This window comes from Boseongicola sp. (assembly GCF_057460485.1).
In genome coordinates, this window is the sequence record NZ_JBVCWP010000004.1 from 40424 (window position 1) to 52889 (window position 12466).

Genomic DNA, 12466 nt, shown 5'->3' on the forward strand with positions numbered 1-12466 from the left:
ATGCTGAACGCCTTCACTCATGACACTGCCACAACCCTTCAAAGCGCGCTGCCTGACCTGCCCCTGAAGCAGGCGGAACCACGTTACCTTGAGGAACCACGTGGTAAGTGGACCGGTCTTCCGACCTACGTTGCGGCCCCCCGCAATACTGAGGATGTCGCGACCATTGTGCGCTTTGCCAATACGCATCGCTTCGGCCTTCAACCCTTTGGCGGCGGCACAGGCCTCGTCGGCGGGCAGCTCACCACCAAAGGTCCGGAACCGCTGATCCTGTCGTTGGAAAACATGAAGGCGATCCGCGCCATTCACCCACAGGAAAACACGCTTATCGCCGAAGCCGGCGTAACGCTTGAAACCATTCACGCGGCCGCCGCCGATATCAATCGCCTGTTTCCTCTGACCTACGGCAGTAAAGGCACGGCGCAAATCGGGGCAGGCCTTGCAGTTAATTCCGGCGGGTTGAACGTCCTGCGCTACGGTATGGCGCGCGACCTCTGCCTCGGCATCGAAGCCGTTCTGCCCAACGGCGATATCCTGCACGGCCTAAAACGGCTGAAGAAAGACAACACAGGCTACGACCTGCGTCACCTTCTTATCGGTTCAGAGGGTACGCTTGGCATCATCACGGCGGCCGCTTTGAAACTGTCACCGCGCCCGGCACACACCGCGACGGCCTTTCTTGTAGTCCCAAGCCCCACAGCCGCGCTCGAGCTTCTGGCCCGCACGTGGGACGCCGCCGGAGAAGTCATTTCGGCCTTCGAGATCCTCTCCGGTACCGGCTTTCAGTTTCTGAAAGACGTCTTTCCCGACATGCGCCAGCCCTTTGCAACTCCGCCCGACTGGTCCGTCCTTGTCGAGATCGCGACCTCTGCGGGAACCGACCCCCAAGCCATTCTGGAATCCGTCTTTGCCGATGCCTTCGAGAATGGCTTGGTGACAGATGGTCTCATCGCGTCCAGCGGCCAACAGGCTGACGACTTCTGGGCGGTGCGCGAAACGATACCACTCGCCAATCGCATTGTCGGTGCGATTGCAAGCCACGATATCTCGCTGCCGCTATCCCACCTCGCCGAATTCATCGACACGACGCACAAACAACTCCACGAGATTGCCCCCATCCGCATCAATTGCTTCGGCCACCTTGGCGACGGCAACCTTCACTACAACGTTTACCCACCCGCGGGAAAAGACCGTAAAGTCTACGCTGATATCGCGGCAAAGATCTCACACCTGGTCCACGACAACGTTGTCGCCCGCGGCGGCAGCTTCAGCGCCGAACACGGCATTGGCCGCCTCAAGACCGCTGATCTTGCACGATATGCTGATCCCACAAAGCTCGCGACAATGCGCACGATCAAGGCCGCTTTTGATCCAAATGGCATCATGAACCCGGGCGCGGTTATCGCAGCAAACTGATCGCGAAAAAACCCACTCTGCCAATACAAAACCCCGCCGATCTGATCGGCGGGGTTGTTATTCGTTTCATACAGGCTTGCTCGTTCGGTTTAGAATGCAGGCCTTAAATTATACTGAATGAACGCCGTGGAAAGACCACCACTCCTTAAAGCCCCTCAAATTCGCAGAGCACTTCCACCTCCATGCCCAGCGCTTCCAACTTCTTGCGCCCGCCAAGCTCCGGCAAATCAATGATGAAGGCGCATCCCACAATATCCGCGCCCATCTGCTCCAAAAGCTTGATCCCGGCCTCAGCAGTGCCTCCGGTCGCCAACAAATCGTCCACCACCAGAACCTTTTCCCCGGGCTGAACTGCATCGTCATGGACCTCCATGATCGCCTCGCCGTACTCCAACTGATACTCTTGGCTCAGCGTCTTTCCCGGCAACTTGCCCTTCTTGCGGATCGGCACGAAACCCACCGACAACTGGTGCGCAATTGCACCCCCGATTATGAACCCGCGCGCCTCCAGACCCACGACTGTATCTATCTCTTCGCCCGCATAGGGGTGTAGCAATTGGTCGATACACATGCGAAATCCGCGTGGATCAGCAAAAAGTGTGGTGACATCTCGAAACAGAATGCCTTCATGCGGGAAGTCCACAATCGTGCGGATGTAGTCTTTGACGGTCTTTTTGCGGTGATCCATGTCCGGCCCTATCTGGTCGCTTCAACCGGCATCACATCCCGCACACCTAGAATTGGCAAGTAGAATGAGTGAAAAAACAAATACATCCAGACGCGATCTGCTCCTTGGTCTCGCCGGCGTCGCCGCCGTCGGCGGCGGTTGGCAGGCCTGGGTTCACCGCCCCCGCGCCATGACATTCGAGCCCATCGCAAGTCTGCCCGGATGGCGCAAGACAGTGTTTGAAGGGGTGACCGCCCCAAGCGGAGGTCTCTCCAGCGGGACCGCCTTCTTGGGAATTGGAAGCGGCGAACCCACGGCCCAGTCGATTGCGCCGGCCCAACTGTGCCGTACGCTCTTCAGAAAATCTGATCCTGACACTGTCCCCGTCGCAGTCTTTTCAGACTTTTTCTGCCCCTATTGCCGGACCTTGACCGAACGCCTCGCAGAGCGTGCCGCCGAGAATGGGTCAAACATAACCATTAACTGGCACGAACTGCCTCTTCTCGGCCCCTCCTCTGTGATCGCGGCCCGTGCCGCAATTGCCGCGGACATGCAGTCGGCCTACCCGGAATTTCAGGCACGCCTCATGGGTTCGCCATTCCGTCCCACACCGGGGTTCCTGATCGATACAGCCGTCTCCGTTAACCTCGACCCGGCCAAGTTCGTTTCCGACATTGAAGGCCAGATCGTCGCCAGCCGCCTCGCGCGCAGCCGAGGTGCCGCGCGCACTTTGGGTATCTACGGCACGCCTGCCATGGTCGTCGGGCGCACTCTCGTCATAGGCGAAATCAGCGAAAAACACCTCGACGAGCTGCTTGAACTGGAAGCCGGTGCGCCCGCTACGTGCTAGCCGAACATCCGGCCCGCCACCGCATCCAACTTCGCCACCAGCGCCGGGTCACGTTTTTCCGGAGCGGTCAAAATCGCATACTCCAGCGCGCGGTCGCATCCATGCGGGCAGGCCTTCCGCACCGGACCCAAACGTGCGGGCAAACCCGCCACCATTGTCCGCGCCTTACCCGCATTCCCCATCAACGTCGCTATGATTTGCGTCACATCCACTTCACCATGATCAGGATGCCAGGAATCGTAGTCCGTAATCATCGCAACCGAGGCGTAACAAAGCTCCGCCTCTCGCGCCAATTTCGCTTCCGGCATGTTCGTCATACCAATCACATCGCAGCCCCAAACCTCACGATACAGCTTTGATTCCGCGAGGGTTGAGAACTGCGGCCCCTCCATCGCAAGATATGTCCCACCCCGATGCACCGTCACACCAGACGCGCGCGCCGCCTCTTCGCACGCATCACGCAACCGAGGACAAGTCGGATGCGCGACACTCACATGCGCCACACAGCCGGTCCCAAAGAATGACTTCTCACGCGCGATCGTGCGATCAATGAACTGATCAACGATGACAAAGTCGCCCGGCGCCATCGCCTCGCGGAACGACCCACAGGCCGATACTGAAATCACATCTGTCACGCCCAGGCGCTTCAAGGCATCAATATTTGCGCGATAAGGCACCGTTGACGGCGCATGCACATGCCCTCGACCGTGACGCGGCAAGAACGCCATCGCCACCCCACCAAGCGTGCCGGTCAAAACCTGATCCGACGGCGCGCCCCAGGGGCTGTCGACATCCACCCAAGTGGCCCCCTCCAACCCATCAATCTCGTAGACGCCGCTGCCGCCAATCACCCCGATCATTGTCTGCCCGCTCATCAAATGCCTCCAGTTCTATTTGACGGAAACACTAGCCGCGACAGCTTCAGATGCAACTCGAAGGCAAAGTCCGAATTCACCCTTTCAAAATACCTCGGGGTGACACCCGGAACGGGCGGAGGGGCCTTACGGCAATTATCTTAATCGCCTACCGGCAACACCTTGCGTCACAATGTGTGAGCGAGCCCCTGATCCAATCCCAAAACGAAGAACGCCCGCCAAAACTGGCGAGCGGCTTGTCATCCCGGTAGTATAAGGTCCCCGATGCCGCGGGCTGGGTGGGGGCTGTTAATCCGCGGCATCGGGGATAGCGTTAGTTCGCTACCCTTTCTGTTTGCCCATGAAGTGGGGCAAGATGAGGGGGCGAACACGCCGCCGCAGAGGTAATTTTGTGGCGAAGTTGCGGCGAGGCTTGATTTGACTGCTTCCCGCGGGCAGGTTCGTGTGATGAACATCCAAAACACATCGCCCTTCCCGAATAACGGCAAGCCCGCCGAGCAAATCGCCTTTGATCGCAGAGAACTCTCAGTGATTCTCGGGGTTTACGGACGTATGGTCGCCGCAGGAGAATGGCGTGATTACGGAATGTCCTTCCTGAGAGACGTGGCAATTTTCTCAGTTTTCCGTCGGACCGCCGAACATCCGATCTATCGTATCGAAAAACGCCCCAAACTTCGTAGCAAACAAGGCATGTATTCGGTGATCGCTATGGACGGACAGATTCTCAAACGCGGCCATGACCTGAAGGCCGTTTTGCGCGTGCTTGAACGCAAATTAATCCGGGCCATCGACTAACGCCGAAGCAACGTCCAATCCGGCCTCAACCGCGATGTGACCGGCCCCGTTTCTGTCGCCAAAATGCGCGCCACAGCCTCGGAAACCAGCTCTTCAACCACCGCCATGTGATGAGCATTCGCATGAACAATCGTACCCGACCCGGTTGCTAGGGCCGTATGACCCTTCCAGAAAACCAAATCTCCCGCGGCAAGGACCTCATCGGGACCAAGTTGCTGGCCCGGCATCCCTTCCTGAACGTCACAGTCCGGAGGGCATAAAAATCCACCCGCATGAAATGCCACCTGAACAAGCCCCGAACAATCAATACCGCTTGGCTCATTCCCAGCCCAAACATAAGGCGAACCGAGGAACGCTCGCGCCGCGGCCACAACGCTTTCCGCCCAATCTTCTATCGGGTTCAAGTGGCTTTTCGGGACAAACCCCGATCCGCCCGCGATCTCAATCTCAAGCCAATCGCCATCTCTTCCCAAGACGTGCACCTGTGCTGTCATGGGCAGGAACAAAATCGGCTCGCTTTTGATGGATGGCGAGGGCCATGCATGGGTCAGCAAAGCTGAGACCCAGTGCGTCGCCTCCCGATAAGAATTCAGCGCAGCACGCGGCAAATACCCGACATAGCCGTCCTTGGAAGACACGCCAAAGACGTGGTCACCAACGGTCTCCAACACAAGGAACGTGTCCCCAAACAAAAGCTGCCTCTCGCGGGCGCCATCAGGCTTTGGCCTTAGAAATGCACATTCCGCAAGCGACATAGTTTCGCCCTGGACATATCGCTGCGCCGTAACATCCGCCTCCAAACCAGCCAGTGCAACCCGGCCGTTTGATGCAAGAAATCGCCGATCGCTCACGGCTTAAGCATCCCTGGCAGAGCCTCATAAAGCGCGCGTATCCCCTGCCCAACACCGCCTTTTGGGCGGCCCGGCTCTGCAGACGGATTCCATCCGAACACATCGAAATGCATGTACCTTGACGTCTCGGTGACGAAGCGACGCAGGAACAACGCGGCGGTGACCGACCCTGCAAACCCACCCTTGGGCGCATTGTCCAGATCAGCAATGCCTGGCTCGATCATCGCTTCATACGGGTCCCAAAACGGCATTCGCCAAACAGGATCACGAACCGCGTCGGCGGCCGCTGCAAGGGCCGCGGCGTCATCGCCAAAACTCGCGTAAAATGGCGCAAGATCGGGACCAACCGCCACCCGCGCCGCGCCCGTCAACGTGGCCATCGAGATAATCAGATCGGTCGGACTTTCGTCCGCAAGCGCCAAAGCATCCGCCAAAACCAAACGCCCTTCTGCGTCGGTATTGTTGATCTCAACCGTCAGACCCTTTCGGGATATCAATATATCGCCAGGGCGAAACGCGTTCCCAGCAACCGAATTCTCAACAGCCGGGATCAGCACGCGCAATCGAATGGGCGTATCGCCCGCCATCAACATATGTGCCAGGCCCAGCACGTTCGCCGCGCCGCCCATATCCTTTTTCATCAAGCCCATTGACGCGCCCGGCTTTAAATTAAGCCCGCCCGTATCAAAGCAAACGCCCTTTCCGACCAAGGTCAGATGCGGTCCCGTGCTGCCCCATGTCATCTCAATCAGGCGCGGCGCACGTGGTGACGCGCGCCCCACAGCATGGATCATTGGAAAATTCGCCTTCAAAGCAGCATCAGTCGTCACCGATAACTCGGCACCATAAGCTTCCGCCAAAACCCGCGCAGCGACTTCAAGCTCGTCCGGCCCCATATCGTTTGCGGGCGTATTGATCAGATCGCGGGTTAAAGCCTCGCCAGCAGCGATCCGTTCCAGCCTTTCGGCGTCGACCCCCTCAGGGGCAACCAACATCGCTTTGAGCGCGCTCACCGTGGCATATCGACCAAACACGTATCCGGCCAAGAGCCATCCAAGGGCTGCCTCGTTCAAGTCCGCCCCGGTAAGCTCCGAGCGAAACGCCCAGCTTCCTTCTGGCAATTTCCCCCGCAACTCCGCCACGACAAACCGCTTGCGCGCCCGCGTGGTCGCGTCTCCCAATCCGCCCGCAGCCGCAACAACCGCACCCGTTTCGTCCGGTAAAAGCGCGACTTCCCCAGCAGTGGCGGCGAACCCCGAGGCTTCAACGAAGGCGCGTGCTCTGGCATCAAGCCCTTCACGCCAGTCCTCGAGCACGTCTTTGGACACCAAATGAAGCGGACGCGTCGCGGCATCAGCCGGGGCAAAAATCAGAGATGTCATTTGATAGGCGCCTTTTGTCTGTTCAAGGCCAGCCTATCCGCTTTGATCCGCGCCACAAGTCCCAGCAAAGCCTTACCTTTGCAAATGTGCGATGTCCCCAAACGCTGCCAATGAGCGTTCTCCAACCCTGACAAGTTGCACAACCAAGGCCGCCATCGCCGCATGATCACTCACTCCGACAATCACCGCGACCTTTCCAGCCACCGCGGCAGCAGTCTGCATAGCGAATTGCCCGAACATGCCGACCACTGACCGTGCACCCTTTGCCAGCCGATGAAACGCGCCCACGCGCCATGTAGCATTTGCCGCGTTCAAACGTTCGTCTATTTCCTCCAGCGCCGTAAAAGCTATGAATTCTGCGCGCGAAACACCCTAATTCCGCGCCAGATCAACCGGATGCCCGGCATCGACGAAAATCATCTCGACCGGACAAAAATGCACTACGTTGTCCATCTTTCTTCAACCGCACAATTTCTCACCACTCTTGGGGCTTGGTCTAATTGCGCTCGGCAAAGAATTGATTGATATAGATTGCAAAATGCCGTGTCTTTTGTTTGAATTTTCCAGATCACGGCCTCGGGGACCATTCGCATGAACCAAGCTCGTCCGCTTCCCGGATATCTTGTCAGCCGCTATAAGGGCTGGAAGGCAACGACTTACGACGACAACCAGGCGTGGTATCGCCACCTTGCCGCCGATGGCCAGCATCCGCGCGCGATGATCATCTCGTGCTGCGACAGCCGGGTCCATGTCACGTCAATCTTCGGCGCAGACTCTGGCGAGTTCTTCATCCACCGCAACATCGCAAGCCTCGTTCCGCCTTGCGAGCCCGACGGCGACCACCACGGCACATCTGCGGCTGTCGAATATGCCGTCACCGGTCTCAAGGTCGCCCACATTATCATCCTGGGCCACTCAAATTGCGGAGGCGTCGCGGAATGTCATCGCATGTGCTCGGGCAACGCACCTGAACTTGAGGCCAGCACCAGCTTTGTTGGCAGATGGATGGATATCCTGCGACCCGGATATGAACGCCTTCAACCGCGTGCCGATGATGCGACCGCCCTGCACGACCTCGAACAGGAAGCCGTCCTGATCTCGCTCGAAAACCTTATGACCTTCCCGTTTGTCGCTGATGCGGTCGAGCGCGGAGACCTCACTTTGCACGGTCTTTGGAAGGACATCACCAACGGCAGCCTCCTGAACTACGACACACGTGCGAACGGATTTGTTCCGGTTTGACCGAAGGCCCCAAACCACCAATATTCCCGATAAAGGCACCGACCTTGTGAACGAAATACTGTCGCTGGCAGCGGACAACCTGGTCTCGCCGATCATTCTCAGCTTCGCGCTTGGACTTGCAGCAGCCTTTGTGCGGTCCGATCTGTCCGTCCCCGAGGCTGTTGCCAAGGGCATGTCGATCTACCTCCTGTTCGCCATTGGTTTCAAAGGCGGCGCAGGCGTGGCCGCGCATGGTGTTGATCAAACGCTAATCCTGTCGCTGATTGCGGGCATTGTCCTGTCGTTTGGCCTTCCGATCATTGCATTCGGACTTTTGCGCTTCCTGACCAATTTCGACACCATCAACCGCGCAGCAGTCGCCGCACACTACGGCTCGATCTCTATCGTGACCTTTGTCGCAGCCACCTCTGTCCTCGACGGACGCGGCATCGAATCCGAGGGCTATATGGTCGCTGTCGCCGCTGCGATGGAGGCCCCCGCCATCATCTCTGCGCTCTGGCTTTTGTCGCGCGCCGGCGGGCAGGGCCAGGCCGACAGCGCTCTCTATCGGGAGATCCTGACCAATGGCTCGATTGTCTTGCTCGTCGGCGCGTTCCTCATCGGTGGCATCACCGGGGAAGACGGCCTCGCAACCATCTCGTCGTTCATCGTCGCCCCCTTCCAGGGCGTGCTCTGCCTGTTCTTGCTCGACATGGGCCTTGTCGCCGGGCGCGGCCTGCGCGAAAGCCGAGGCGACCTTGGCCTTGGCGCTGTTGCGTTTGGCGTGATCATGCCGCCCATCGGCGCTGCCTGCGGCCTGCTCCTTGCGCTTCTTATCGGGCTTTCTTCTGGCGGTGCCGCGCTCATGATGGTCCTTTCCGCCTCAGCCTCTTATATTGCCGTGCCTGCTGCGATGCGTGTGGCCCTTCCGGAGGCAAAACCCTCGATCTATCTCACCCTTTCGCTTGGCGTGACATTCCCGTTCAATCTGGTGATCGGCATCCCGTTTTATACCGCCATCGCCACTCAAATCGTCGGAGGCTGACCCATGGAAACACATGATGCCAAGCGCGTGGAAATCATCATCGAAGCACCGCTAGAGCGCCGATTGACGGACGCTCTTCGCGCCGCCAACGTCACCGGGTACACAGTCTTGCCAGTGCTCGGCGGGTCTGGAAGCTCCGGCGCATGGAGCCGTGAAGGTCAGGTCTCGCGCGCATCCGGCATGGTCTCGGTGGTCTGCCTGATCCGACCGGACCGGCTCGACACATTGTTGGATGCGGCATTTTCTGTGGTGGAAACTCATATCGGCGTCGTATCGATCACCGATGCAAAGGTTTTGCGGGCCGAACGGTTCTAATCCGTCACGCTAGTCAGCGACGATCTGGCTTTCGAGGGGCCTGCTGCGAACCGAACGAAACACCGGATCCGGTGCATGGGACATCCGAAATCTCCGTAGAGCTTGCAGGGTTTCGCGCGCTTTGGACGACAGTCCGTCTGGCGTCTCGTGCGCTTCGGTAGGTTTATCCATATTCGGGGGCATCTTGTGTTCCTCAGATCATCGCATCGCGCGGGCAATTGAATTCTCGGTGAATGCAACCTTAAGCCACCGGTATTGGCACAATTGAAATGAAGCGCCCGTGGACGGTCTTTCGTGCAGCCTGCGCCGTGCGCTCTGCCGCTAGGGGGATCACGTCTGCAGGCACCAATCGACGTCTGCGTTGCGCCACTGGCCCGCCGTGAAAAATAAGCACCCGCGCGGTTGCATCTCCCGGTTGCGCTGGCAGATCAGAAGTGGCCGCAGCCAGGCGTTTCATCGCCCGCTTTTCGCGCGCCTCAAGTCCCGTCATCAATGACAAAACCTGATCATCTGTAATTGGCGTCATGGCGCACATCCCCGCTGCCTTGCGTCTTCAAGTCAACGACAACTTCCCCCGGAATGTGGCCGGACTTGTGCCAAAATGTGGTGGGATCGTGGCAAACCCGCAACCACAGGCTGCAAGCCGCACAACGGACCCGTCCAAAACGTGCAAAGTACCTTGTGGATATGGCCTGAACTGGAAAGGCGGCACCCATCGGTCAGCAACGCAACTTTCCATAGCCAATTTGCCCCCTTTGGGACAGTGAATGTATCGACGAACCACTGATCCGATAGCGTAAACAATAAAAAGGGCGCCCCTTTCGGAACGCCCTCGAATTGACTGCCGATTCTGTCAGCCCTAGCCCTTCTTTAGAACGCGATTCCCCAAAAGCTCAGCGATCTGCACTGCGTTCAAAGCCGCGCCCTTGCGCAGATTGTCACTGACGCACCAGAAGTTCAGCCCGTTGTCGATCGTGCTGTCCTGACGGATACGGCTGACGAACGTCGCAAACTCACCGACACATTCAATCGGTGTGACATAGCCACCGTCTTCGCGCTTATCGATAACCATGATACCCGGACTTTCGCGCAGGATATCCCGTGCCTCGTCCTCATCGAGAAACTCTTCGGTCTCGATATTAATCGATTCCGAATGACCGACAAACACCGGTACCCGTACGCAGGTCGCCGTGACCTTGATGGACTTGTCGATGATCTTCTTCGTCTCAGCGACCATCTTCCACTCTTCTTTGGTGGAACCATCATCCATGAAAACATCAATATGCGGGATCACGTTAAACGCGATCTGCTTAGTAAAGGTCTTTGGCGGCTTGTCGTCGGTCGGATTGTAGATGCTCTTGGTCTGATCCCAAAGCTCATCAGTCCCTCCTTTGCCGGCGCCGGACACAGATTGATATGTGCTGACAACGACCCGCTTGATCGTCGCGCGATCATGCAAAGGCTTCAGAGCGACAACCATCTGCGCGGTCGAGCAATTCGGATTGGCGATGATATTCTTCTTTGAATATCCCTCAATCGCGTCTGGGTTAACCTCGGGAACGATCAACGGAACAGCCGGATCATAGCGGTAGAGCGATGAGTTATCGATTACGACACAGCCCACTTTCGCAGCCTTCGGCGCATAAATCTTCGTCGCATCCGATCCGATGGCAAACAATGCCATGTCGAACCCGGTGAAATCGAACGTTTCAAGGTCTCTCGTTTTAAGCGTCTTGTCCCCATAGCTGACCTGAGTGCCAATCGATTTGCGGCTCGCAAGAGCCACAACTTCATCGGCAGGGAACTGGCGCTCGGCCAGGATATTCAGCATTTCGCGACCCACGTTGCCCGTGGCGCCGACAACGGCGACCCGATAACCCACAGTAACCTCCATCATGTCATTGAACGCGCGGGCTATAGACCCGTTGGGGGCCATGCGAAAGGGGCAAAGGGGTCACAGGGCCTTATTCGGCTATGAAACTTGCTGATATGCGCCATCAATCGCCCAAACCCGGCACCGCTATTGAATATCGCCCCTGTCTCTGAAAACTGTGGAGCCATGACAAAAGACCTCCCCTACCGCCCCTGCGCAGGCGTCGTCCTTGTGAACAAAGATGGCCTGATCTTCACCGGCGAACGCGTCGACACCCCTGGTGCCTGGCAAATGCCACAAGGCGGGATCGACGACGGTGAAAGCTTTGAAGACGCCGCCTTGCGCGAACTTCACGAAGAAACTGGCCTGCCCGCAAAGTGCGTAACAGTCGAAGCGATCATGCCGGACTGGGTGACTTATGATTTGCCCGAACACCTGCTCGGCAAGATGTGGAAAGGCCGCTACCGCGGGCAAAAGCAGAAATGGGCCCTGCTCAGGTTCCAAGGACACGACAGCGATATAGATCTCACAGCGCACGATGTTGAGTTCGCCCGGTGGCGCTGGTCCACAGTCGACGAGGTGCTGGCCGACATCGTCCCGTTCAAACGCGACGTTTACGCCAAGGTCATCGCCGCCTTCCGCGATCGATTGGAGCCCGTTGTATGAAAACCGTCATCCTCGCCCTTCTATCCCTTGCCATTGCAAGCCCCGCCCTCGCGCTGTCCTGTATGGCCCCCGACGCGGTTCGCCTTTACGAACAAGCCCGCGACAGCGAAGACACCTTTGTCGCCGTGCGTGGCCGCATCGATCTGAGCGAACCCGCCCGAGCCCCAGATCCGGACACGGAAACTCCCGCCACAACCCATGCCGTCATGAGTGGTTATGCCCTGACCAGCCATGGTTTCGGAGCAGTCTTCAATCGCCCGATACAAATCGAAGCCACGTGTTTTGGCCCTTGGTGCGGCAGTGCCGAAGGGTTCGAGGGCGAGCAACTTGCTATGCTGAAAGTGGGTGACGACACCGCCTACACACTCGCCGCAGACCCTTGCGGGGGCGCCGCGATGGCTTGGTCGAAAGACGGTGAACAACGTCTCCTTGCCTGCCACCGGACTGGTACCTGCCTGACCGCAGAGTAATCGACGTTGCGATCATTTTGGCGGGGAACGTGCCGACCCT

Annotated in this window: 16 protein-coding genes; 8 read left to right on the forward strand and 8 right to left on the reverse strand. The window is 58.2% G+C overall.

All coding sequences use genetic code 11. From position 1 onward, the window contains the following. Positions 1-1416 (forward strand): FAD-binding oxidoreductase, encoded by a 1416-nt coding sequence (locus AC221Y_RS01575; protein WP_299750720.1) that lies wholly within the window; start codon positions 1-3, stop codon positions 1414-1416. A gap of 145 nt (positions 1417-1561) precedes the next feature. Here the strand turns inward: AC221Y_RS01575 and AC221Y_RS01580 are convergent, their stop codons facing one another. Continuing rightward, the gene (locus tag AC221Y_RS01580) at positions 1562-2104 is read right to left on the reverse strand and encodes an adenine phosphoribosyltransferase (protein ID WP_299750687.1); all 543 of its coding nucleotides are present in this window, start codon (positions 2102-2104) and stop codon (positions 1562-1564) included. A 64-nt stretch (positions 2105-2168) separates the two neighbouring features. Between AC221Y_RS01580 and AC221Y_RS01585 the strand changes: the two genes are divergently transcribed. Continuing rightward, positions 2169-2933: a DsbA family protein gene (locus AC221Y_RS01585; RefSeq protein WP_299750690.1), complete on the forward strand. Its 765-nt coding sequence runs from the start codon at positions 2169-2171 to the stop codon at positions 2931-2933. On the opposite strand, the gene AC221Y_RS01590 is transcribed toward AC221Y_RS01585, so the two are convergent. Next, complete coding sequence (locus tag AC221Y_RS01590) at positions 2930-3808, reverse strand: S-methyl-5'-thioadenosine phosphorylase (RefSeq protein WP_299750693.1); 879 nt, start codon at positions 3806-3808, stop codon at positions 2930-2932. The two genes, AC221Y_RS01585 and AC221Y_RS01590, sit on opposite strands and share 4 nt — an antisense overlap. A gap of 447 nt (positions 3809-4255) precedes the next feature. Here AC221Y_RS01590 and AC221Y_RS01595 point away from each other — a divergent pair, with 447 nt between their 5' ends. Beyond that, positions 4256-4603 carry a DUF2794 domain-containing protein gene (locus AC221Y_RS01595; protein WP_299750696.1) on the forward strand — a complete coding sequence of 116 codons (348 nt, stop codon included), beginning with the start codon at positions 4256-4258 and terminating at the stop codon, positions 4601-4603. On the opposite strand, the gene AC221Y_RS01600 is transcribed toward AC221Y_RS01595, so the two are convergent. From AC221Y_RS01600 to AC221Y_RS01610, 3 genes are all read right to left on the reverse strand, one after another. Then, complete coding sequence (locus tag AC221Y_RS01600) at positions 4600-5454, reverse strand: C40 family peptidase (RefSeq protein WP_299750699.1); 855 nt, start codon at positions 5452-5454, stop codon at positions 4600-4602. The genes AC221Y_RS01595 and AC221Y_RS01600 overlap by 4 nt on opposite strands. Beyond that, positions 5451-6836: a leucyl aminopeptidase family protein gene (locus AC221Y_RS01605; RefSeq protein WP_486706685.1), complete on the reverse strand. Its 1386-nt coding sequence runs from the start codon at positions 6834-6836 to the stop codon at positions 5451-5453. Before AC221Y_RS01605 ends, AC221Y_RS01600 begins: the two co-directional genes overlap by 4 nt. Positions 6837-6908: 72 nt before the next feature. Further along, positions 6909-7151: a hypothetical protein gene (locus AC221Y_RS01610; protein WP_299750703.1), complete on the reverse strand. Its 243-nt coding sequence runs from the start codon at positions 7149-7151 to the stop codon at positions 6909-6911. Between the two features lie 276 nt (positions 7152-7427). Between AC221Y_RS01610 and AC221Y_RS01615 the strand changes: the two genes are divergently transcribed. From AC221Y_RS01615 to AC221Y_RS01625, 3 genes are read left to right on the forward strand one after another with little or no spacing between them, the layout of a single operon-like run. After that, positions 7428-8078: a carbonic anhydrase gene (locus AC221Y_RS01615; RefSeq protein ID WP_299750706.1), complete on the forward strand. Its 651-nt coding sequence runs from the start codon at positions 7428-7430 to the stop codon at positions 8076-8078. A 46-nt stretch (positions 8079-8124) separates the two neighbouring features. Continuing rightward, positions 8125-9102 carry a sodium-dependent bicarbonate transport family permease gene (locus AC221Y_RS01620; RefSeq protein ID WP_299750709.1) on the forward strand — a complete coding sequence of 326 codons (978 nt, stop codon included), beginning with the start codon at positions 8125-8127 and terminating at the stop codon, positions 9100-9102. A 3-nt stretch (positions 9103-9105) separates the two neighbouring features. After that, positions 9106-9417: a P-II family nitrogen regulator gene (locus AC221Y_RS01625; protein WP_299750712.1), complete on the forward strand. Its 312-nt coding sequence runs from the start codon at positions 9106-9108 to the stop codon at positions 9415-9417. 9 nt (positions 9418-9426) lie between these two features. Here AC221Y_RS01625 and AC221Y_RS01630 read toward each other — a convergent pair whose 3' ends face one another. From AC221Y_RS01630 to AC221Y_RS01640, 3 genes are all read right to left on the reverse strand, one after another. Continuing rightward, positions 9427-9588, reverse strand: coding sequence for a hypothetical protein (locus AC221Y_RS01630; protein ID WP_299750714.1), 162 nt, complete (start codon positions 9586-9588; stop codon positions 9427-9429). 70 nt (positions 9589-9658) lie between these two features. Further along, entirely contained in the window at positions 9659-9943 is a 285-nt protein-coding gene (locus AC221Y_RS01635; RefSeq protein WP_299750717.1) for a hypothetical protein, read from the reverse strand. A gap of 333 nt (positions 9944-10276) precedes the next feature. Continuing rightward, positions 10277-11299 (reverse strand): aspartate-semialdehyde dehydrogenase, encoded by a 1023-nt coding sequence (locus tag AC221Y_RS01640; protein ID WP_299749309.1) that lies wholly within the window; start codon positions 11297-11299, stop codon positions 10277-10279. A 177-nt stretch (positions 11300-11476) separates the two neighbouring features. Between AC221Y_RS01640 and AC221Y_RS01645 the strand changes: the two genes are divergently transcribed. Both AC221Y_RS01645 and AC221Y_RS01650 read left to right on the forward strand, forming a co-directional pair. After that, positions 11477-11956 carry an RNA pyrophosphohydrolase gene (locus AC221Y_RS01645; protein WP_299749276.1) on the forward strand — a complete coding sequence of 160 codons (480 nt, stop codon included), beginning with the start codon at positions 11477-11479 and terminating at the stop codon, positions 11954-11956. Beyond that, positions 11953-12426 carry a hypothetical protein gene (locus tag AC221Y_RS01650; RefSeq protein ID WP_299749279.1) on the forward strand — a complete coding sequence of 158 codons (474 nt, stop codon included), beginning with the start codon at positions 11953-11955 and terminating at the stop codon, positions 12424-12426. Before AC221Y_RS01645 ends, AC221Y_RS01650 begins: the two co-directional genes overlap by 4 nt. The last annotated feature ends 40 nt before the right edge of the window (positions 12427-12466 follow it).